Genomic DNA, 20304 nt, shown 5'->3' with positions numbered 1-20304 from the left:
CTGTAGTGACTACAGCGCCAGATGGCTGGATTTCACTCTGTGTAATGAATGACGAATTACTTCTTCAGCCAGGTTTCGGTGAAGATGTTATTACCCAGAGGGATCTGGACGAATCCTTCGACATTTTTCTTCAGCGCGACCGGATAAGAACTTTCATATAACGGGATAGTCGGACCGGTGCTGTTGTAGATGTCCTGGATTTGTTTGTACTGGTCTGCGCGTTTCGCCGGATTGGTTTCCTGCTGTGAGGCTTCGAACAACTTATCCAGCTCGTCGCTTTTCCAGCCTGAGTGCAGCGCCTGAATGTTCTTCGAATAGGCGTAGTACGAGGTGATTTCATTCGGATCGGCGATGTCATCGGTCCACGGCCCAATGCGGGTGCTGAAATTCCCCTTGCGGAAGTTGGCGTTCAGCGTGGCGTTATCCATTTGATTAATGGTTAACTTCACGCCAATCTGCGCCCACATCTGTTGCAGACCGGTGGCGATGCTCAGGCTGTCTTCATTGCCCGCCAGAATATTCATGCTGGTGCTGAAGCCGTTGGCATAACCGGCTTCTTTCATCAGCGTCTGGGCTTTTTCCACATCCACTGGCCAGAGTGGTTTAGTGCCGGAGTTCAGCGGGGTCGAGGTCGACATAAACGAGGTCATCGGTTTACCCAGTCCGAAAGTGACCAGCTGGATGATGCCGTCTTTATCCGTTGCGTAGTTCAGTGCGGCGCGCACCTTCGGGTTTGCCAATGGGTTCGGCTTGCCGTCGATCTCTGGCCGCGCGTTGACGCTGGCGACTTCGACGCGGGTTGACGGGAACAGCGCCATATTCAGTGCCGGGTTGCCCTGCAACTCTTTAACACGTGAGTAAGGGATGAACTCAGCACCGTCCAGTTCGCCGGACTGTAACTTCAGGATGCGGGTCGCATCGTCGGGAATGATTTCAAACTTAATACCGTCGAGGTAGGGCAGGGCTTTGCCATCTGCGCCTTTTTCCCAGTAGTACGGGTTACGCACCAGCGTCATGGTGGAGTTATGTTGCCATGACTTCAGCATAAAGGGACCGGATCCAATCGGATGCTCGGCAAATGCCGCCGCTTTGTCGTGATCAGTGGCACCCGGTTCCGCTTCGAACTGCTTCTCCGGCATGATCGCGGTATTGAACACGGTCAGGGCAGTGAGGATGGCAGGATCGGTATGTGAAAGGTGGATCACCACGGTGTGAGGATCGCTGATAGTGACGTTATCGATTGCGCTGACCAGAAATTGCCATACGCCGTTGCCTGGTTTGGCGGCGCGTTCCAGTGACCATTTGACATCTTCGGCAGTGATGGGTGAGCCGTCAGAGAATTTAGTATCAGGACGCAGAGTGAGCGTGACGCTTTTACCGTCTGCCGCCAGCTTCCAGGCCGTAGCCAGACCCGGTCTGATGCCCTTGCCATCGTTGGTGGGCAGCAGCAGGGTGTCATACAGGTTGGAGAGGATCCAGATATCGTTATTGCTTTCATTCAGGACCGGTTCGAGGAAATTACTGTCGGCGTAGCGGCCATAGGTCAGGGTTCCGCCGCGCTGTACTACCTCTGCTGCCTGTGCAGCCAGGGCGTTGAAGGCACTGGCTGCCAGTAAGGCGATTAACGTTAATTTAGGCATAACTTTCATTACCTTGCCTCTCTGTTTAGTCAGAAAAAAATGCTTGTCAGGATCCTGTTTGCCCCCCGGAAAACAGGGGAGGCGGAGCCTGCAAAAAATGGCGGTGATGATTGTGTTCTAGTTAACTGGTACGATAATTGAAGCATTGCTCACAAACTGTCAATGATTAGCGCAAAAAAAATGCAAAAAAATTCAATGTGGTTATAACAAAAAGTTATTTTATGATTATTTTTTGCGTTAACGACTTGCACTGACGCAAAAAACAGCATAATTGTATTAACAGACCAGTACACTTCCAGGGCAGGTAATGGAATTCCACCTCGACCGAGAATCTTCGATCCCACTGGGGGCGCAGTTACGCGGCATCATTGAATACGCCATCACGTTTGGCGCGTTAAGACCCGGCGAGCAGTTGCCTTCGGTGAGAGAAATGGCCGATTTACTCGGCGTCGCGCCAATGACAGTGGCGCAGGTCTATCGCGAGTTAAGGGCGGCGGAGCTGGTGTACAGCAAGCCAGGTGCCGGAACCTTTATCGCTGATGCATCGATGTTGCTGGGATCGTCGGAACATGACGTCAGTGAGCTGCATCAGCATCTTGATGCGTTTATCAATTGCGGTATGTTGCTCGGCTTAAGTGCCGCCGATCTTGGCGCGCTGGTCAGCAGCCGTTATGGCGAAAGGCAGCGTCAGCTAAAGAAAAAAACGGTTTTTTTCATTGGCAATTTTATTGATGCGGCACGGGATTACGCCGACTGCATCGCGGAAACGGTAGGCGACATCGCGCAGGTAGAAGCGACGACCCTTACCGACCTGAAACAGGATGAGGTTCTGCGCCAGCGCGTTGCCAGCGCCGATCTGTTGCTGACCTTTGCCCATCGTCGGCGTGAAGTCAGCCAGCTGTTTCCGGGGCTGCCGTTGGTGAACATCAGCTTTATTCCGTCCGAAGCGACGCGTCGCGCGCTGGCTTCGCTCGAACCGCTGACCCGCACGCTAGTGGTATCGATTTTTCCAGAATTTACCGCGCTGATGACGCATGGCGTGGCGCGCTTTGCTCCACACGTTACTCAGGTCACGGTGGTTCACAGCGATGATCCCCGACTTGGCGAATTATTAAAAGAGACCGACGCCCTGGTGTACGCCACCGGCGTTCAGGAACTCACCGCCCAGCTGGGAGAGAAACAATCTTCTTTTGAATACAGGCACGTACCTGATGCAGGGGAAATCCAGCGGGTTGTTGTCCCGTTGCTGCAGCAGGAGATTTTACACGCGTCCAACACCGGGGACCGTAATGAAGATCAGTGAAATGAACTGGCAGCAATTAGCACACTATCTGACCACCGACGATAGGGTGATTGTGCCGCTCGGCAGTACCGAGCAGCACGCGCTACTGAGCCTGTCAGTGGATTCGATTCTGGCAGAAAAAGTGGCAACAGAGGCCGCAGAGTCTTATGGCATTCCTGTCTTTCCCGTGATGCCTTTTGGTATGACACCCGCGTTTAGCGATTATCCCGGCACCATCAGCCTCAGCATGCAAACCTATATCTGCCTGCTGAATGACATCCTGAATAACCTGAAGCGTCAGGGATTTCGGCGCATTCTGTTTATCAATGGTCATGGCGGTAATGCACCGGCACAAAACATTTTCAGCGAATGGATGGTGAACAACCCTGGGGTGACGGTGCAATTACACAACTGGTGGAATGCGCCGAAAACCTGGGCAAAAGTGATGTCCATCGACCCGATAGCGTCGCATGCATCGTGGATGGAAAATTTTCCGTGGACGCGTTTGCCCGGGGTGGCACAGCCTGAACAGCAGAAACCGCTGGTTGATCTGGTGACGCTACGCAAAATGGACCCGACGCGTGCCAAAGCCTATCTCGGCGATGGCAACTACGGTGGCTATTATCAGCGTGCCGATGAGGAAATGCTCGCGATCTGGCAAACCGCGCTGGCGGAAATTCGCGAGATTATTGACGCGCTTTAGTGTGCTGAGGCGCAACTTTCCCGGAGGAAAAACCGATGTCAGTGGTCACTCAGCCGCAAACCCCAGCCCCGCTGGTGATTTGGGGAGCGGGAGCGATTGGCGGCGCAATAGGTGCTGCATTTATCGACGCCGGACAGCCGGTGATTTTTGTCGATAACGTCGCTGAACATGTTGCGGCCATCAACCAGCTCGGCTTACGTATTACCGGCCCCCTCGGCGACAAGGTTGTGCAGGCGCAGGCATTTCTTCCTGAGCAGCTCGCAGGCCACTTCCGCTGTGTACTGCTGGCGGTTAAATCACATCACACTGCGGCTGCCATCCGGCAGATTGCGCCGCATTTAGCACCCGACGGCTTTGTAGTCTCGATGCAAAATGGTCTCAACGAACGCGTTATCGCCGACGAGATTGGCATTGAACGCACCGTGGGGGCTTTCCTTAACTTTGGTGCAGACTTCCTTGAACCCGGTGTTATTCATCACGGTGGACGCGGCGCGGTCGTCATTGGTGAGTTAGACGGCGTGACGCGACCGCGTACCGCAACGCTTTATCAACTGTTACAGCACTTTGATGCCGCAGCGATCCTGACCCCCAATATCTGGGGATTCCTGTGGGCGAAAATGATTTACGGTGCGTTGCTGTTTGCCACGGCGCTGTCCAACGACAGCATCGCCGATGTGCTGGCAATGTCGCGCTTTCGTCCGGTGCTGACGGCGCTGGCGCGGGAAATTGGCAGCGTGGCGCACGCGCAGAATATCGTACTGGAAGGGTTTGATGGTTTTGATCCTTCGGCGTTTTTACCCGATGCCAGCCCTGAACACACCCGTCAATCCTTTGAGGATATGGTGGCGCATAACCGGCGCTCGGCCAAATCCCACTCTGGTATCTGGCGCGATTTAGCGGTACGCAAACGTCAGACCGAAATTGACGCGCAGATTGCCCCGGCTATCGACATTGGTCGCGAATATGGTCTGGCGATGCCGCTGACTACGCAGCTGGTGCAGCTGATCCATCGGATTGAGCGTGGCGAGTTGCCGCAGAGTATTGCTACGCTGGCATTGCTGGAAATCAACGCAACGGGAGCCTGCTGATGCAAAACCCTTTTGATTTTTCTCACCGCCAGGTGTTGGTGACCGGTGCAGCGCATGGATTTGGCCGGGCCATTTGTCTGGCCTTTGCCGCACGCGGCGCACGGGTGATTGCCTGTGATATCCAAAAAGAGCAGGTCGAAGAGACGGCGGTGTTGTGTGGTAACGACGCACTGGCCTGCGTGGTGGATCTGAGTTCGCCCGAGGCAATTGGCGCGCTGTTCAGCTCGCTCGCATCGCAGCAGATAAGTGTGGATACGCTGGTCAACAACGCAGGCGGCGTCGGCGGCCAGGTGGGGCAGCCGCTGGAAACGGTGACCTTTGCCCAGTGGCAGGCGATTGTGGCCGTCAATCTGAATGCGGCCTTTTTGATGTCACAGGCGGCGGTTACCGCTATGAAAGCCCGCCGTTTTGGCCGCATCATTAATATTTCCAGCCGCGCCGGACTGGATGTCAGCCTGACCGGTATTCAGGCTTATGCCAGCGCCAAAGCGGGGCAAATTGGCCTGACTCGACAGCTGGCCCACGAATTGGGCGCGTGGAACATCACCGTCAACAACGTTGCGCCGGGTTTCATTCGCAGCAACCCGACGACGGAAAAGCAATGGGATGCACTGGGCAGTGAAGGTCAGCAGCAGCTGATCGACAATATCGCCCTCAAAAGGCTGGGTGCGGCAGAGGATATTGCTCACGCGGTGCTTTATTTCGCCTCGGACTGGGCGAACTGGGTCACCGGTCAAATCCTCAGCGTTGATGGCGGCAGATAATCCTCCTTTCTATTCCTTTTTCTGACTGGCTCTGACAAAGTACCGCACAAAATTATTAGATCGGTATCGATTACCCTGCGGAGCCAATATGACCATCGGATCGGCAAAGTGGCTGGGACTCAGCTACTTCACCTATTTTTTCTGTTACGGCATCTACCTGCCATTCTGGAGCGTGTGGCTCAAAGGCATCGGACTGGATGCAGAGAAAATCGGTCTGATGATCGGTTGCGGCATGGTGGCGCGTTTTGTCGGCAGCCTGCTCATTGCCTCGCAGGTGAAAACACCGTCCCATTTGATTCGTGCACTGCGCCTGCTGGCGCTGATGACCTGCCTGTTTGCGCTGGGTTTCTGGCTCGGCGGCCAGTGGCTGTGGTTGCTGCTGGTGATGATCGGTTTTAACCTGTTCTTTTCTCCGCTGGTGCCGTTAAGTGATGCGCTGGCCGCCACCTGGACGCAACAAATTGGCCTGGCCTACGGCCCGGTACGCCTATGGGGGTCACTGGCGTTTGTCATCAGCTCCGCGCTGACGGGCATGCTGGTCAGTGCTTTCTCGTCACAGGCAATTTTGCTGCTGCTGTCTGTCGGTGTGCTGTCGATGCTGGCTGGCATGATGCTGCCGCCACAGACCCGTCCGCAGGGGGATGCCCGCCACGGTGCAGGCGGTGGCTGGTCTGCCTGGCGTGATTTACTGCGGGAAAATGCCGTCTGGCGTTTTATGTTATGTGTCACGCTGATGCAGGGAGCGCACGCGGCGTATTACAGCTTCAGCGCCATCTGGTGGCAGGAGGCAGGTTATTCCGCCGCCATCGTGGGCTATCTGTGGTCACTGGGGGTGGTGGCAGAAATTGTGGTGTTCGCGCTCAGCAATCGCCTGTTCCGCCGCTGGACCGCGCGCGACCTGCTGCTGCTCTCCTGCGTTTGCGCGCTGGTGCGCTGGACGCTACTCGGTTCCAGTACCGCACTGCCGCTGTTGATCGTGGCGCAGATTCTGCATTGCGGCAGTTTTACTGTCTGTCATCTGGCGGCGATGCGTTTTATCGCCGCACGTAAAGGGGCGGAAGTCATCCGTCTGCAATCGCTGTATTCGGCGCTGGCGATGGGCGGCGGTATCGCGGTGATGACCATGATTTGTGGTGTGCTGTTTACTCACCTGCAGGGCCATCTGTTCTGGGTGATGGCGCTGGTGGCTCTGCCGGCTTTGTTTTTGCGCCCGCGCGCGGTTCAAGACTCCAGCAATTGACGAATGCGGCGCTGCTGATACTCGCTGAGCGGCAGCTCCGCATGGATCAATGTCGGTGAAAACAACGGTAACGAGGTCGCATACGGCGAAATCACCAGCGCGATATCTCGCGGTGCGCCTTGTTGCTGAAACTGCTGCATGTCCTGATAAGTAATGTTGATCGGCAGCAGCGTCAGTTCCCGTATCTGTTGCTCCAGTAATTGCTCCAGGCTGGCATCTTCACCAGTCAGCATCAGCACCTGCTTCTCCTGCAATGCATTCTCCTGCATCAGCCAGGCGCCAAACAGCACTGCCACCAGGCTCACTTCTTCTGCGCTGAAGCGGGTGGCAAATTGTGCCGCAAAATCATCCAGCGCCGCTCGCGTGGTACGCAGCAGGCGTGGATAGAGCCGCGCCACATCCAGCGCCACGCTGTTATCAATACCAATAGCGAAATGGCTGCGATCAAGCGCCTGCGCCAGATGGGTATAGAGTTGTTGCTTCAGTTCTTCCTGATTACTGATACGCGTCAGCGCCAGCTTCTCAAAGCGGATGATTAAATCTTCCACCGCCTGCATCAGGATTTGCGCCTGCGGATGCTGCAACTGGCTGCCGTCCGGTGCGTGGATCAGGCTAAACAACAATGTCCAGAAATCAGTCTCACTGACATCCGGCACCAGGTGACAACGTTTTTGCCAGTGATGAACCACATCATCGGCGGCTTCCCGCTCTGCCTTCTCCGCCAGCCAGCTGCGCTGCGCATGGCTAAACAACGCGTTCTGGCGCTGGCACAGGGCATATTTCATAAAGATTTGCAGAAACAGCCGATCGCGCTGGCTGAAGTTACGGTTCAGCCGCAGGCTGCAATGCTGGATCAGCGCCTGTAAATTGGTCTCATCCCACAAGGCTTTTTCAATCTTCAGCACTTTCAGGCGCTGACGCAGCACCGGTGCAAAGTGCTCGCAAACAAAATCCTGCGACAGGCGCAAGGCGCGTCGCAGCCAATGAAGCAGGCATAAGCGCCTGTCCAGTTCCGTTCCATGTACGCGAAAGCTGCCATCAACCATCTGGTGTAGCTCCAGTTGATGATAACGCTGTATCTCGTCACTGACATCCGCGATATCCTGTCGGGCGACAACAGGGTCCACGCCATTTAACTGGCAGAGCTTTTCAAGCGTCAGCGCGGGAGCGGGCAGAAATAGCAGCAGTAGCAGATGGCAACGACGTTGGGAACGGCTGAAGAGTGGTGCCGAGGAGGACGCAGAACTCATCAATGGTCATTCCAGCAGGTCATTTTTGAGCTAAGAATAGCCAACTCCTTGCGGTAACCCTGCACTTTGTCGTGACTTTTATTCAGAGCTTTAAAGCGGGTCACAGTTTTTCTGGACCACTGGAATCTGCACCTTTTAATTGTTACTTTATAACGTTATGAAAATTGCGCTTTTTACCCTGATGCTGCTGTTTAGTGGCGTAGCCTGGTCACATCCACATAGTTTTATCGATATGAAAACTGAACTGGTCACCGACAACGACCATCTGACCGGATTAAAAATGGTCTGGACGATGGACGAAATCACCTCCGCCGATCTGCTTTACGATGCCGGAAAGGCCGAACCGGGTAGCGTGGTATGGAAAAAACTTGCGGCGCAGGTGATGGCTAACGTGCTGGGTCAGCACTATTTCACTGAAGTATGGCAGGGGAAAAACCGGGTGAAATTCCACAATTTGCCGAAGGAATATCAGCTATCGCGCAACGGTAACAAAGCGGTGCTGGAATTCATCCTCCCGCTGGGTGAACCGCAATCCCTGAACGCGAGCCAGTATCGCATCCTCACCTTCGACCCGAGTTATTTTGTTGATATGTACTACGACAACGCGCAGGCGCTGACCATGCCGGATGCGCTTAAATCGCGCTGCCAGCTGGATCTGCATACGCCAAAACCTGACGACTCGCTGAAACAGTATGCGCTGTCGCTCGATAAAGCCGATGCACCGCCTGAGGATATGGATCTCGGGCAGCAGTTCGCACAGACGGTGACGCTGACATGTCATTGATTTCACTACCTTCCCGCTCCCGTCATTTATGGCCATTGTGGCTGCTGGCGCTGGTTTTGCTGCTGGCAGGGGGATTGCTGTGGCAATTCTGGCCGCAGATTTTGCTGCAAAGTGTTATCTGGCAAAAAGTGCTGAACCGCGAAATGACGCAACTGTTGCAGCAGGTGGCTGAACAGCCACATCAGGCCGGCTTTACCCTGATGTTATTCAGCCTGGCCTACGGTGTGCTGCACGCGCTGGGTCCGGGGCACGGTAAAGTGGTCATCAGCACCTTTCTCGCCACCCATCCGGCGCGTTTAAAAACCAGCATGAAACTGACGTTACTGGCGGCGCTGTTGCAGGGGGGCGTGGCGATCGGGCTGGTGACGGTCATGCTGGTGGTGCTCCAGACATCCTCGCGTGAGCTGCATCTCGGCAGCTACTGGCTGGAGAAGGGCAGTTACCTGCTGGTAATGGCACTGGGCATATGGGTTGGCTGGCGGGCGCTACGGGCGTTGTGGTCGGTGTTAAAACCAGCGCGCGGCATGCAGATTCATGCTATCCGGCCACATCATCAGCATGATGAACATTGCGGTTGCGGCCATGCGCATCTGCCTTCTCCCGCGCAGATGGAGAAGGCGGTGAGTGGTAAAACTCAGGCGCTGGTGGTGTTCTCAATGGGGTTACGGCCCTGTTCCGGCGCCATCATGATGCTGTTGTTTGCCAAAGTGATTAACGTGTATGCCTGGGGTGTGGCATCGGCGATCGCCATGGCGATGGGTACCGCAGTGACGGTTTCGGCGATGGGGTTACTGGTGCAGCGTTCGCGTAAACTGGCGGAAAAACTGGGCAGTGTCAGCCCGGCAGCGCAGCGGGCGAAGGTATTGATGCCGATGCTGGCGTTGTTTGGCAGTGTGATTTTGCTGATGGCGGGTGTGGTGCTGTGGCAAAGCGCACAGCCGATGATGAGCAGCGGCCTGCGGCCATTTTAGGATGAACTTTGTCGCGGCGCGATACATCGCGCCGCGACAACAGTATTTAGCGCTTCAGCGCTTCGCTCAGTTCTTCACGCATATTGGAAAGCAGTGCTTTCACTACGCGCGGGTTACCGGCCACGATATTACCGGACATCAGGTAGCCATGGCCGCCGGTGAAGTCAGTCACCAGACCGCCTGCTTCACGTACCAGCAATTCACCGGCAGCGAAATCCCACGGCTTCAGGCCAATTTCGAAGTAGCCATCAACACGGCCCGCAGCGACATAAGCCAGATCCAGTGCCGCAGAACCGGTACGACGGAAGTCAGCGCATTGGGTGAACAGTTTACCGATGACATTGATGTAAGTCTGGGCATGCTGCTTCAGTTTGAACGGGAAGCCGGTCGCCAGAATGGTGCCATCCAGATCGCGAGCGGTGCTGCCGCGCAGGCGGTAACCGTTCAGCTGCGCGCCCTGACCACGGACGGCGGTGAACAGCTCGTTACGCATTGGATCGTAAACCACAGCGACTTCGGTGCGGCCTTTAATGCGCACAGCGATAGAAACTGAGAAGTGGGGGAGGCGTTTGATAAAGTTGGTGGTGCCATCCAGCGGATCGATTACCCATTGAATGTCCTGATCGTCACCCGCCAGTTCACCGCTTTCTTCGGTGATGATGGTGTGTTGCGGGTATGACTTGCGAATCACTTCGACAATCAGACGTTCTGCGTCGCGGTCAACATTGGTGACGAAATCGTTGCTGCCTTTCTGGCTGGCTTCGACAGCGTCCGGGGTTTCATAATTTTTTGCAATTAAATTTCCGGCCTTGCGCGCAGCGCGCACGGCGATGTTGAGCATCGGATGCATCGGTATCTCTCGCTGGATGTTAAAGAACAGGGAAAACGGCGCGGAGTATAGCAGCGCATTCGGTAAATGTCCTGTTTTATGTTAGGATCGCGCCATCATTTTCTTACCTGCTCCTATTATGCTGCAAAATATCCGAATTGTACTGGTTGAAACCTCCCACACCGGCAACATGGGCTCGGTCGCCCGCGCCATGAAAACCATGGGCCTGAGTAACCTTTACCTGGTCAACCCGCTGGTGAAGCCTGATTCTCAGGCGATCTCACTGGCTGCGGGTGCCAGCGACGTGATTGGTAATGCGCAAATTGTCGATACGCTGGATGAAGCCATCGCAGGTTGTAGCCTGGTGGTCGGCACCAGCGCACGTTCACGTTCGCTGCCGTGGCCGATGCTGGATTCACGTGAATGCGGGATCAAAAGCGTCGAAGAAGGCCAGCAGGCACCGGTTGCGCTGGTATTTGGGCGTGAGCGCGTTGGGCTGACCAATGAAGAACTGCAAAAGTGTCATTATCATGTGGCGATTCAGGCTAACCCGGAATACAGCTCGCTGAATCTGGCGATGGCGGTGCAGATCATTGCCTATGAAGTGCGCATGGCCTGGCTGGAAGCACAGGAGAAGGCGACACCGAAGCCGCAGTTTGAAGAATCCCCTTATCCGCTGGTGGATGATCTGGAACGTTTCTACCAGCACATGGAACAGATGATGCTGAACAGCGGTTTTATCCGCGAAGGCAATCCTGGTCAGGTGATGAGCAAGTTGCGTCGTCTCTATACCCGTGCGCGTCCGGAGCGCGATGAACTGAACATTCTGCGCGGCATGCTGGCGTCGTTCGAAAAGCGTAAAGGTAGTGAGGGTAATAGTTGAGTAAAACGCTTGGTTAAATAGTTGAGCAAATTACTCGGTTAAATAGTTGACCAATTTACTCAGGAATGTCAGACTAGCGGCCATTCATCAGATACCCGCCGATAACCGACGGACGCTTACGAGGTTGTATGCTATGAGACTGACATCCAAAGGACGTTATGCCGTTACCGCTATGCTGGACGTTGCCCTGCACTCGCACGAGGGGCCGGTGCCGCTGGCTGACATTTCTGAGCGTCAGGGCATTTCGCTCTCCTATCTGGAGCAGTTATTCTCGCGTCTGCGTAAGCATGGTCTGGTTGCCAGCGTACGTGGTCCGGGCGGCGGTTATCTGTTAGGCAAAGATGCTGGCGCGATTGCCGTTGGCGCGGTGATCACCGCTGTTGACGAATCCGTTGATGCCACCAAATGCCAGGGCAAAGAAGGCTGTCAGGCGGGTGAACGTTGTCTGACTCATGTCCTGTGGCGTGACCTGAGCGAGCGCATCAGTGAATTCCTCAATAACATCACCCTGGCGGAACTGGTCAATAATCAGGAAATTCTGGATGTTGCAGACCGTCAAAACGCCAACGACAATCGTCGCTTCCAGAATCACCGCATGCAGGAAACCATCAACGTTAATCTGCGTGCCTGATCCTGCCCCCTTCGGCCTTTCCTGCTAACACAGGGAAGGCTGAATCGTGCTATAAAGTCGTATGATTTTTTATACGGAGCTTTAGCGCAATGAAATTACCGATCTACCTGGATTACGCGGCCACCACGCCAGCGGATCCGCGTGTTGCCACCAGAATGATGCAGTTCCTCACCCTGGATGGCACGTTCGGTAACCCCGCTTCCCGTTCTCACCGTTTTGGCTGGCAGGCTGAAGAAGCTGTCGATGTGGCTCGCAACCAGGTTGCCGAGCTGGTCAATGCCGATCCGCGTGAAATCGTTTTTACCTCCGGTGCTACCGAAGCTGACAACCTTGCCATTAAAGGCGCAGCCCAGTTTCATCAGGCGCGCGGCAAACATATCATCACCAGCCAGACCGAACACAAAGCGGTGCTTGATAGCTGTCATCAGCTGGAGCGCGAAGGCTTTGAGGTTACGTATCTGCAACCCGGCCACGATGGCATCGTCACGCCTGAGATGCTGGCTGCTGCATTACGTGCTGACACCGTGCTGGTTTCGCTGATGCACGTTAACAACGAAACCGGTGTCATTCAGGATATTGCCGCGCTCGGTGCATTGTGCCATGAGCACGACATTCTGTTTCACGTCGATGCGACGCAAAGTGTCGGCAAATTGCCGATTGATGTCAGCACGCTGCCGGTGGATTTGATGTCCTTCTCCGCGCACAAAATTTACGGTCCGAAAGGCATCGGCGCACTCTGGGTTCGCCGTAAGCCGCGTCTGCAAATTGATGCGCAAATGCATGGTGGTGGTCATGAGCGCGGCATGCGCTCTGGCACCTTGCCGGTACATCAGATTGTCGGCATGGGCGAGGCTTACCGTATCGCGCGTGAAGAGATGAGTACGGAAGTTGCGCGCCTTGCGGCGTTACGCCAGCGTTTGTGGCAGGGCATCAGTGCACTGAGCGATGTGACGCTGAACGGTTCCCTGAGCCAGGGCGCACCCAATATCCTCAATATCAGTTTTGCCCACGTTGAAGGTGAATCGCTGATTATGGCGCTGAAAGATCTGGCGCTATCATCCGGTTCAGCCTGTACCTCGGCCAGTCTCGAACCCTCTTATGTGCTGCGTGCCATGGGCGTTGAGCAGGAGCTGGCACACAGCTCACTGCGTTTTTCGCTCGGACGCTTTACCACTGAAGAGGAAATTGATTACGCCATAGAGCTGGTCAGCAAAGCGGTAACTCGTCTGCGGGCGCTGATGCCTGCGGCTAATACTCGCTAACTTTCTGTTAAACAGCATCATTCCGCTGGACTGGCGGAAGGTGATAACTCACGCATACGGAGCCACGCGATGACAACACAACCGATGACAATTACGCTCAGCTCCCAGGCCGCCGATGCGCGCTGGGGTGAAAAAGCGTTGCTGAGCAGCAATGACAGTGGCATGACTCTTCACCTCACCGGCGCAGATGCGTTGCTGAGTATCCAGCGCGCGGCGCGCAAACTTGATGGCCAGGGCATTCGCCACGTCGCCTTAAGCGGCGAAGACTGGGATCTGGAAAAATGCTGGGCATTCTGGCAGGGCTACCGTGGTCCGAAAGGCTCCCGTCAGGTGGAATGGCCCACGCTGAGTGAGCATGATCAGAGCGAATTTGATCGTCGCCTGAAGATTGTTGACTGGGTGCGCAACATCATCAACTTACCGGCGGAAGACCTCAGCCCGGAACAGCTGGCACACGGCGCGATTGACCTGATCTCTGACGTGGGTGGTAATGCCGTGAGCTACCGCATCACGAAAGGCGAAGATCTGCGCGAGCAGGGCTACCTGGGGATCCATACGGTAGGCCGTGGTTCGACCCGCCCGCCGGTTCTGCTGGCACTGGATTACAATCCAGGCGGCGATGAAAATACCCCGGTATATGCCTGTCTGGTGGGCAAAGGGATCACCTTTGATACCGGCGGTTACAGCCTGAAGCAGAGCAGCTTTATGGATTCCATGAAATCGGACATGGGCGGTGCGGCCACCGTGACTGGTGCACTGGCGCTGGCCATTTCCCGTGGGCTGAACAAACGTGTGAAGTTGTATCTGTGCTGCGCCGACAACATGGTCAGCGGCAATGCGTTCCGTCTGGGCGATATTATTCGTTATCGCAATGGCAAAACGGTTGAAGTGATGAACACCGATGCGGAAGGTCGTCTGGTGCTGGCTGATGGCCTGATCGACGCCAGCGCACAAAATCCTGAGTTGCTGATCGATGCAGCGACACTGACCGGAGCAGCGAAAACCGCCCTCGGCAATGATTACCATGCGCTGTTCACCTTTGATGACGTGCTGGCTCAGTCGCTGCTGGGCAGTGCTGCCGGTGAAAACGAAGCGTTCTGGCGTCTGCCGCTGGCGGAGTTCCACCGCAGCCATCTGCCGTCAAACTTTGCTGATCTGAATAACATCGCCAGCCCGGCTCATTCTGCCGGTGCCAGCAGTGCAGCGGCGTTCCTGTCGCATTTCGTCAGCAAATATCAGCAGGGCTGGCTGCATATCGACTGCTCAGCGACTTATCGCAAAAGCGCTGTGGAACAGTGGTCAGCAGGCGCAACCGGCCTCGGTGTGCGTACCATCGCCAACTTGTTACTGAAATAACGTTCGCGTAGCGGCGCGATAAATTGCGCCGCTACGGATCATTGCAGATACGCTTTTTGGAAAAAAACATGAGTAACCGTCTTGAAGAGGTGCTGAAGCTGGCGGCCACTGAGCCTGCGCACCGTCCGGAGTTTTTTCAGCTGTTGCTGGAGGCGGATATCTGGGTGCCGGGTGAAAGCAGCGCGCAACAGTTCGATGCCACCACGCCGATTGATCTGCAGCACTGGGAAAAAGAAGAGGGCGGTAGCGTCATTCCGTTTTTCACGTCTGAACAGGCGATGAGTGCAGCGATCAAGGATGAACAGGCTTACCTGCGCTTGCCGGCGCGGACCTTGTTCGAAATGACGCTGGGTGAAACCCTGTTCCTCAACCCGAAGCTACCGGTAGGGAAAGAGTTTTCACCCGGTGAGATTGCGCATCTGCTGGGAGAGGAGGGCAGTGCGCTCAGCCAGCAAACGGTGCTGGAAGGTGGGCATGCTTTGCTGCTTTCTGAAGTCGCCGAGCCGCCTGCTCAGATGATCGACTCACTGACGCAGTTGTTTGCCAAATATAAACAGGTGCGCCGCGCGTATATTGCCAGCATCCGTGAACAGGCGGGCGACGCACCGAACCTGCTGATTGGCATCGAGGCGGATAGCGATATTGAACAGATTATTCAGGCGGCAGGCAGTGTGGCGACCGATACGCTCACTGATGATGCGCCGATTGATCTTTGTGAAGTGGTGAGCGGCGAGCATGGCGTGAGCCATTTCTTTACCGCCCATATCACGCCATTTTATGAACGTCGCTGGGGCAGTTTCCTGCGCGATTTCAAAGGCAGTCAGCGGATTATCTGAAAAAACGCGGTCGTCTGACCGCGTTTTATATTATTTTTCGATCGGCAAATCGTCGCGGCTGCCCCATTCGCCCCAGGAGCCGTCGTACAGGGTGACATCACGCACGCCGAGCGACGTCAGCGCCAGAATCACCACCACTGCCGTCACACCTGAACCGCAGCTGGCAATCACCGGTTGATCCAGTTTCACACCCGCTTTATCAAACTCGCTGCGCAATTCAGCCGCAGGCTTGAGCGCGCCATTGACCACCAGATTATTCCACGGCACGTTAAGGCTGTTAGGGATATGCCCACGTAACAGGCCGGGGCGGGGTTCATCAACTTCAGCGTTAAAGCGGTTCGCAGCACGGGCATCGACAATCTGCGATCCCCCTTCATGGCTTACCAGAAGTACATCGGTCAGACGTTTCACCTGGCTGGCGTCGTATTTCGCCTCAAACTCGCCTTCTGCCAGAGAAACCGGACCGCTGGCAACGGCGTAACCCGCTGCTTTCCAGCCCGCCAGGCCTCCCGCCAGAATCGACACGTTAAGGCAGCCAAAGGCGCGCAGCATCCACCACGCCCGGGGCGCGGAAAACAGGTTACCTTCATCATATACCACCAGATGTTTATCCTGGCTGACGCCCAGCTCGCGCATCGCCACCGCAAAGGCTTCGGCTCGCGGCATCATATGCGGATAGGGACTGGTGTGATCGGACAGGGCTTCGATATCAAAGAAGGGGGCGTTGGGCAGATGGCCTGCCAGATACTCGGCCTGGATATTACGCACGGCTTCCTGGCCGGGTGGCAGCATACGGGCATCCAGCACCTGCAGGGTTTCCTCGGTGCAATGTTCATTTAACCAATCAGCGGACACAAACAGGGGAGCTGTCATAGCAACCTCTTCTCATCAATCGGGAAAGCCCCCAGTGTCCGGGAATGTCGAGGCTATCTCAAGGGCTGGTAAGGATAAAGTTGAAGATGGTCATTCGGGTATGGCACATTTTTAATCTGTCTGCCCCGACTAAAATCAATTATTTTCAATAATTCCTGCGATTGGCAATAGGCAACGCGCGATGATGTCCCTATAATCGCCCCGTTTTCTTACCGGGCAGGTTCCCGGTTTCTTCAGAATGGCTATGCCGTAAAAAACAGGGGTCAACATGGCAATCGAACGTACTTTCTCAATCGTTAAACCGAACGCCGTCGCTAAGAACGTGATTGGTGCTATCTACAACCGTTTTGAAAGCGCGGGCTTCAAAATCGTTGGCGCAAAAATGCTGCACCTGACCAAAGAGCAGGCTGAAGGCTTCTACGCTGAGCACAAAGGCCGTCCGTTCTTTGATGGTCTGGTTGAATTCATGACCTCTGGTCCGGTTGTGGTTTCTGTTCTGGAAGGCGAAAACGCCGTTCAGCGTCACCGTGATCTGATGGGTGCAACCAACCCGGACAACGCGCTGGCCGGTACTCTGCGTGCTGACTATGCTGACAGCTTCACCGAGAACGCGACCCACGGTTCAGATTCTGCAGAATCAGCTGCCCGTGAAATCGCTTACTTCTTCGCTGAGAACGAAGTCTGCCCGCGCACTCGCTAAGGTGACGAAAGGTTTACACCTTTTAACCTGGCGTAAACCGTTCCCCCTGGCATCATGCCGCAGATGTAGTACAATTATGCGCCCTTGTTGAGCCTGCTCAGCAAGGGCGCAGTTTTTTTCCTATTCTTAACCAGAGCCATAACGTGTAACAACGAGGCCAGAGAACATTATGTCCGAACAGATTGTGACGCCGTCGTCCGCTTCCCCCGTGGTTGTCTCCCCGAAAAACGAAAAAATTAACCTGCTGGATCTTAACCGTCAGCAGATGCGCGAATTCTTTGTTTCGCTGGGTGAAAAGCCCTTCCGCGCCGATCAGGTGATGAAGTGGATGTATCATTACTGCTGCGATGATTTCGAGCAGATGACCGACATCAATAAAGTGCTGCGCGCCAAGCTGATGCAGCTCACCGAGATTCGCGCGCCGGAAGTGGCGGAAGAGAAACGTTCCAGCGATGGCACCATCAAATGGGCAATTCGCGTCGGCGACCAATTAGTCGAAACCGTGTATATCCCGGAAGATGACCGCGCCACGCTGTGCGTCTCTTCGCAGGTGGGATGTGCGCTGGAGTGCAAATTCTGTTCGACGGCGCAGCAGGGCTTTAACCGTAACCTGCGCGTTTCAGAAATTATCGGCCAGGTCTGGCGCGCGGCGAAAATTATCGGTGCGGCTAAGGTCACCGGTCAGCGTCCGATCACCAACGTGGTGATGATGGGCATGGGTGAGCCGCTGCTCAACCTCAACAACGTGGTTCCGGCCATGGAAATTATGCTGGATGACTTCGGTTTTGGCCTGTCTAAACGTCGCGTCACGCTGTCAACGTCGGGCGTGGTACCGGCACTCGACAAACTGGGCGACATGATTGACGTCGCACTGGCTATCTCGCTGCATGCGCCAAACGACACACTGCGCGATGATATCGTGCCAATCAACAAGAAATACAACATCGAAACCTTCCTCGGTGCGGTGAAACGTTACCTGGCGAAATCCAATGCGAACCAGGGACGCGTCACCATTGAGTACGTGCTGCTGGATCACGTCAATGACAGCACGGATGATGCCCATCAGCTGGCTGAGTTGCTGAAAGATACGCCGTGCAAAATCAACCTGATTCCGTGGAACCCCTTCCCGGGCGCACCTTATGGCCGTAGCTCCAATAGCCGTGTCGACCGCTTCTCTAAGGTGTTGATGGAATATGGTTTCACCACCATCGTGCGTAAAACGCGTGGTGATGATATCGACGCCGCCTGTGGTCAGCTGGCCGGTGATGTGATCGACCGCACCAAGCGCACGATGCGTAAAAAGATGGCGGGTGAAGCCATCTCTGTGAAGGCGGTCTGAAAGTCAGCGCCTGGTGATGTTCACCGGGCACAACTCGTGTCAGTCTCTCCCGCCTGAATGATTCAGGGAGAACGGACGATGAGTAAGGGATTACCCGCAGTTGTGTTGGCTGGCTTTGTTGTAACCGGGTGTGTCAGTGAACCCACGCGTCAGGGTGCAGCAGATATTCGCCTGCAGCTTGGATTGCACTATCTGGCAGTGAAAGATTTTTCGGCAGCGCAGCGTAATTTGCTGCGAGCACAACAGGCTGCGCCGCAGGATTATCGCGTACCACTGGCGCTTGCACGCGTGGCTCAGGCGCAGCAGAATATCGCGCAAACACGTTGGTACTACCAGCGTGCGCAACAACTGGCCCCGGCCAATGGTTATGTGGCTAACAATTACGGTGCGTTTCTCTGCGGTTTGAGGCAGTATGACGAATCGCATCAACAGTTTAAGCTGGCGGCTGATGCGCAGGAACCCGATGCCCATCAGGATGCATTGCTGTTTTCGGGCTATTGTTACCTGCAAGCTGGCGATTATGCCGCAGCACGGAAGCAATTAACCGACGCACTGGATGCAGCACCGCAGCTGGGCAATCAACTGCTGACGGAAGCGGAAAGGCAATCTGAACAGCAGGCGTGGGACAAGGTTTCACTGCTCTTAGAGATTTACCACCTTAAGCTGCCTGCCAGTGCCGACAGCTTGGGTTTACAGATACGTTTCGCCGCGCAACAGGGAAACGCTGCTGACGTTACACGTTATGGCGACCGGTTGGCGCGAAGTTTTCCACAATCGATACAGTACCAGCGTTATTTAGCTAATGAATACTGAAGCCACTCAAGAGAAATCTGCAGTACATTCCACAGGTGAACGCCTGCGTCTGGCCCGTGAGCAGATGGGGCTGACCCAGCAAAACGTCGCTGAACGCCTGTGCCTGAAACTTTCAACCGTGCGCGACATTGAAGAGGATAAATCGCCTGCTGATTTAGCGTCGACGTTCCTGCGCGGTTATATTCGCTCCTATGCCCGTCTGGTTCATGTACCGGAAGATGACCTGCTGCCGATGATGGCAAAACAGGCACCGGTTCGTGCGGCCAAAATCGAGCCTATGCAGAGCTTCTCGTTGGGTAAACGACGCAAGAAACGTGATGGCTGGCTGATGATTTTCACCTGGCTGGTGATCTTCGTCGTGATCGGCCTGACCGGTGCCTGGTGGTGGCAGAATCATAAAGCTTCACAGGAAGATTTGGTGTCGATGGCCGATCAAAACGGCAGCAGCAGCGACAACAGCCAGTCGATTGCGCTGGGTGATAACAGCGGCAGCGACACGCCAGCTGACGCCGACACCAACGCCGCAGGCACGCCGGTTGATAACGGTGCCGGTGCGGTTACTACCCCGAACAACAATACCAGCGCGCCTGCTGCGACCAGCAACGCGTCTGCTCCCGCGGCGACCAGCAGTGCCCCAGCTGCCGCGGGCAGCGACAACGCCGTGGTCGCACCCAGCCAGGCTCCGGTCGATACCACACCGCCTCCGGCCACTTCTCCGGCCCCGGCTAATAGCGTTGCGGGTCAGTTGCCGACCGGCAGCGCGGGTGTCAGCCAGACGTCAGCCGATCCCAATGCGCTGGTGATGAACTTCAATGCGGATTGCTGGCTGGAAGTCACCGACGCCACCGGTAAAAAGCTGTTCAGCGGATTGCAACGTAGCGGCGGTAAACTGAGCCTGTCTGGTCAGGCTCCGTATCGTCTGAAAATTGGTGCGCCAGCCGCTGTCCAGGTGCAATATCAGAATCAGCCCGTTGATTTAAGCCGTTTTATCCGTAATAACCAGGTTGCCCGTCTGACAGTCGGTGCGCAATAACGCGCATCGCGCTTGCCGGGCAATTGT

Annotated in this window: 20 protein-coding genes; 16 read left to right on the top strand and 4 right to left on the bottom strand. The window is 55.4% G+C overall.

Going from position 1 to position 20304, the window contains the following annotated elements:
• Nucleotides 1-56 precede the first annotated feature (56 nt).
• The gene (locus tag CUN67_RS15060; RefSeq protein WP_254711354.1) at nt 57-1640 is read right to left on the bottom strand and encodes an ABC transporter substrate-binding protein; all 1584 of its coding nucleotides are present in this window, start codon (nt 1638-1640) and stop codon (nt 57-59) included.
• A 307-nt stretch (nt 1641-1947) separates the two neighbouring features.
• On the opposite strand from CUN67_RS15060, the gene CUN67_RS15055 reads away from it, so the two are divergent.
• From CUN67_RS15055 to CUN67_RS15035, 5 genes are all read left to right on the top strand, one after another.
• Nucleotides 1948-2943, top strand: a complete 996-nt coding sequence (locus CUN67_RS15055) for a GntR family transcriptional regulator (RefSeq protein WP_208716094.1) — start codon at nt 1948-1950, stop codon at nt 2941-2943.
• Nucleotides 2930-3625 carry a creatininase family protein gene (locus CUN67_RS15050; RefSeq protein ID WP_208716093.1) on the top strand — a complete coding sequence of 232 codons (696 nt, stop codon included), beginning with the start codon at nt 2930-2932 and terminating at the stop codon, nt 3623-3625. The genes CUN67_RS15055 and CUN67_RS15050 overlap by 14 nt, the downstream gene beginning before the upstream one ends.
• A 35-nt stretch (nt 3626-3660) precedes the next feature.
• The gene (locus CUN67_RS15045) at nt 3661-4713 is read left to right on the top strand and encodes a ketopantoate reductase family protein (protein ID WP_208716092.1); all 1053 of its coding nucleotides are present in this window, start codon (nt 3661-3663) and stop codon (nt 4711-4713) included.
• Nucleotides 4713-5477, top strand: a complete 765-nt coding sequence (locus CUN67_RS15040) for an SDR family NAD(P)-dependent oxidoreductase (protein WP_208716091.1) — start codon at nt 4713-4715, stop codon at nt 5475-5477. Before CUN67_RS15045 ends, CUN67_RS15040 begins: the two co-directional genes overlap by 1 nt.
• 88 nt (nt 5478-5565) lie before the next feature.
• Complete coding sequence (locus CUN67_RS15035; protein ID WP_208716090.1) at nt 5566-6717, top strand: 3-phenylpropionate MFS transporter; 1152 nt, start codon at nt 5566-5568, stop codon at nt 6715-6717.
• On the opposite strand, the gene csiE is transcribed toward CUN67_RS15035, so the two are convergent.
• The gene (gene csiE, locus CUN67_RS15030) at nt 6699-7967 is read right to left on the bottom strand and encodes a stationary phase inducible protein CsiE (RefSeq protein ID WP_208716089.1); all 1269 of its coding nucleotides are present in this window, start codon (nt 7965-7967) and stop codon (nt 6699-6701) included. The two genes, CUN67_RS15035 and csiE, sit on opposite strands and share 19 nt — an antisense overlap.
• A 157-nt stretch (nt 7968-8124) precedes the next feature.
• Between csiE and CUN67_RS15025 the strand changes: the two genes are divergently transcribed.
• Together CUN67_RS15025 and CUN67_RS15020 are read left to right on the top strand one after the other, a co-directional pair.
• The gene (locus CUN67_RS15025) at nt 8125-8751 is read left to right on the top strand and encodes a DUF1007 family protein (RefSeq protein WP_208716088.1); all 627 of its coding nucleotides are present in this window, start codon (nt 8125-8127) and stop codon (nt 8749-8751) included.
• A complete protein-coding gene (locus CUN67_RS15020; protein WP_208716087.1) occupies nt 8742-9722 on the top strand; it encodes a nickel/cobalt transporter in 981 nt (326 codons plus the stop codon). Before CUN67_RS15025 ends, CUN67_RS15020 begins: the two co-directional genes overlap by 10 nt.
• A 46-nt stretch (nt 9723-9768) precedes the next feature.
• On the opposite strand, the gene suhB is transcribed toward CUN67_RS15020, so the two are convergent.
• Complete coding sequence (gene suhB, locus CUN67_RS15015) at nt 9769-10572, bottom strand: inositol-1-monophosphatase (RefSeq protein ID WP_208716086.1); 804 nt, start codon at nt 10570-10572, stop codon at nt 9769-9771.
• 118 nt (nt 10573-10690) lie between these two features.
• Here suhB and trmJ point away from each other — a divergent pair, with 118 nt between their 5' ends.
• The 5 genes from trmJ to sseB all read left to right on the top strand — a co-directional run bounded on the left by trmJ (nt 10691) and on the right by sseB (nt 15519).
• Entirely contained in the window at nt 10691-11434 is a 744-nt protein-coding gene (trmJ, locus tag CUN67_RS15010; protein WP_208716085.1) for a tRNA (cytosine(32)/uridine(32)-2'-O)-methyltransferase TrmJ, read from the top strand.
• A gap of 133 nt (nt 11435-11567) precedes the next feature.
• A complete protein-coding gene (gene iscR / locus CUN67_RS15005) occupies nt 11568-12065 on the top strand; it encodes a Fe-S cluster assembly transcriptional regulator IscR (protein ID WP_208716084.1) in 498 nt (165 codons plus the stop codon).
• 89 nt (nt 12066-12154) lie between these two features.
• The gene (locus CUN67_RS15000; protein WP_208716083.1) at nt 12155-13327 is read left to right on the top strand and encodes an IscS subfamily cysteine desulfurase; all 1173 of its coding nucleotides are present in this window, start codon (nt 12155-12157) and stop codon (nt 13325-13327) included.
• Nucleotides 13328-13396: 69 nt separating this feature from the next.
• A complete protein-coding gene (pepB, locus tag CUN67_RS14995) occupies nt 13397-14683 on the top strand; it encodes an aminopeptidase PepB (RefSeq protein WP_208716082.1) in 1287 nt (428 codons plus the stop codon).
• Between the two features lie 68 nt (nt 14684-14751).
• Nucleotides 14752-15519: an enhanced serine sensitivity protein SseB gene (sseB, locus tag CUN67_RS14990; RefSeq protein WP_208716081.1), complete on the top strand. Its 768-nt coding sequence runs from the start codon at nt 14752-14754 to the stop codon at nt 15517-15519.
• 30 nt (nt 15520-15549) lie between these two features.
• On the opposite strand, the gene sseA is transcribed toward sseB, so the two are convergent.
• Nucleotides 15550-16392, bottom strand: a complete 843-nt coding sequence (gene sseA / locus CUN67_RS14985) for a 3-mercaptopyruvate sulfurtransferase (protein ID WP_208716080.1) — start codon at nt 16390-16392, stop codon at nt 15550-15552.
• A 268-nt stretch (nt 16393-16660) separates the two neighbouring features.
• Here sseA and ndk point away from each other — a divergent pair, with 268 nt between their 5' ends.
• From ndk to rodZ, 4 genes are all read left to right on the top strand, one after another.
• Nucleotides 16661-17092, top strand: a complete 432-nt coding sequence (gene ndk, locus CUN67_RS14980; protein WP_007884899.1) for a nucleoside-diphosphate kinase — start codon at nt 16661-16663, stop codon at nt 17090-17092.
• 169 nt (nt 17093-17261) lie between these two features.
• On the top strand, nt 17262-18431 hold the full coding sequence (locus CUN67_RS14975) for a bifunctional tRNA (adenosine(37)-C2)-methyltransferase TrmG/ribosomal RNA large subunit methyltransferase RlmN (RefSeq protein WP_208716079.1): 1170 nt from the start codon (nt 17262-17264) through the stop codon (nt 18429-18431).
• Between the two features lie 78 nt (nt 18432-18509).
• Nucleotides 18510-19244, top strand: coding sequence for a type IV pilus biogenesis/stability protein PilW (gene pilW, locus CUN67_RS14970; protein WP_208716078.1), 735 nt, complete (start codon nt 18510-18512; stop codon nt 19242-19244).
• The gene (rodZ, locus tag CUN67_RS14965) at nt 19234-20277 is read left to right on the top strand and encodes a cytoskeleton protein RodZ (RefSeq protein WP_208716077.1); all 1044 of its coding nucleotides are present in this window, start codon (nt 19234-19236) and stop codon (nt 20275-20277) included. The genes pilW and rodZ overlap by 11 nt, the downstream gene beginning before the upstream one ends.
• Nucleotides 20278-20304 lie beyond the last annotated feature (27 nt).

Origin of the sequence: Pantoea cypripedii, assembly GCF_011395035.1 — a bacterium.
GTDB classification, from domain to species: Bacteria; Pseudomonadota; Gammaproteobacteria; order Enterobacterales; family Enterobacteriaceae; genus Pantoea; species Pantoea cypripedii_A.
Note: the sequence above shows the minus strand (reverse complement) of the source record. Positions and strands in the feature narration are given on the sequence as shown.

Coding starts and splice junctions, on each gene's coding strand:
- CUN67_RS15035 (WP_208716090.1), top strand. CDS start 5,566: ATGACCATCGGATCGGCAAAGTGGCTGGGACTCAGCTACTTCACCTAT.
- CUN67_RS15025 (WP_208716088.1), top strand. CDS start 8,125: ATGAAAATTGCGCTTTTTACCCTGATGCTGCTGTTTAGTGGCGTAGCC.
- CUN67_RS15020 (WP_208716087.1), top strand. CDS start 8,742: ATGTCATTGATTTCACTACCTTCCCGCTCCCGTCATTTATGGCCATTG.
- sseA (WP_208716080.1), bottom strand. CDS start 16,392: ATGACAGCTCCCCTGTTTGTGTCCGCTGATTGGTTAAATGAACATTGC.
- CUN67_RS15040 (WP_208716091.1), top strand. CDS start 4,713: ATGCAAAACCCTTTTGATTTTTCTCACCGCCAGGTGTTGGTGACCGGT.
- CUN67_RS15050 (WP_208716093.1), top strand. CDS start 2,930: ATGAAGATCAGTGAAATGAACTGGCAGCAATTAGCACACTATCTGACC.
- trmJ (WP_208716085.1), top strand. CDS start 10,691: ATGCTGCAAAATATCCGAATTGTACTGGTTGAAACCTCCCACACCGGC.
- pepB (WP_208716082.1), top strand. CDS start 13,397: ATGACAACACAACCGATGACAATTACGCTCAGCTCCCAGGCCGCCGAT.
- CUN67_RS15060 (WP_254711354.1), bottom strand. CDS start 1,640: ATGCCTAAATTAACGTTAATCGCCTTACTGGCAGCCAGTGCCTTCAAC.
- pilW (WP_208716078.1), top strand. CDS start 18,510: ATGAGTAAGGGATTACCCGCAGTTGTGTTGGCTGGCTTTGTTGTAACC.
- csiE (WP_208716089.1), bottom strand. CDS start 7,967: ATGAGTTCTGCGTCCTCCTCGGCACCACTCTTCAGCCGTTCCCAACGT.
- iscR (WP_208716084.1), top strand. CDS start 11,568: ATGAGACTGACATCCAAAGGACGTTATGCCGTTACCGCTATGCTGGAC.
- CUN67_RS14975 (WP_208716079.1), top strand. CDS start 17,262: ATGTCCGAACAGATTGTGACGCCGTCGTCCGCTTCCCCCGTGGTTGTC.
- sseB (WP_208716081.1), top strand. CDS start 14,752: ATGAGTAACCGTCTTGAAGAGGTGCTGAAGCTGGCGGCCACTGAGCCT.
- rodZ (WP_208716077.1), top strand. CDS start 19,234: ATGAATACTGAAGCCACTCAAGAGAAATCTGCAGTACATTCCACAGGT.
- CUN67_RS15045 (WP_208716092.1), top strand. CDS start 3,661: ATGTCAGTGGTCACTCAGCCGCAAACCCCAGCCCCGCTGGTGATTTGG.
- suhB (WP_208716086.1), bottom strand. CDS start 10,572: ATGCATCCGATGCTCAACATCGCCGTGCGCGCTGCGCGCAAGGCCGGA.
- CUN67_RS15000 (WP_208716083.1), top strand. CDS start 12,155: ATGAAATTACCGATCTACCTGGATTACGCGGCCACCACGCCAGCGGAT.
- ndk (WP_007884899.1), top strand. CDS start 16,661: ATGGCAATCGAACGTACTTTCTCAATCGTTAAACCGAACGCCGTCGCT.
- CUN67_RS15055 (WP_208716094.1), top strand. CDS start 1,948: ATGGAATTCCACCTCGACCGAGAATCTTCGATCCCACTGGGGGCGCAG.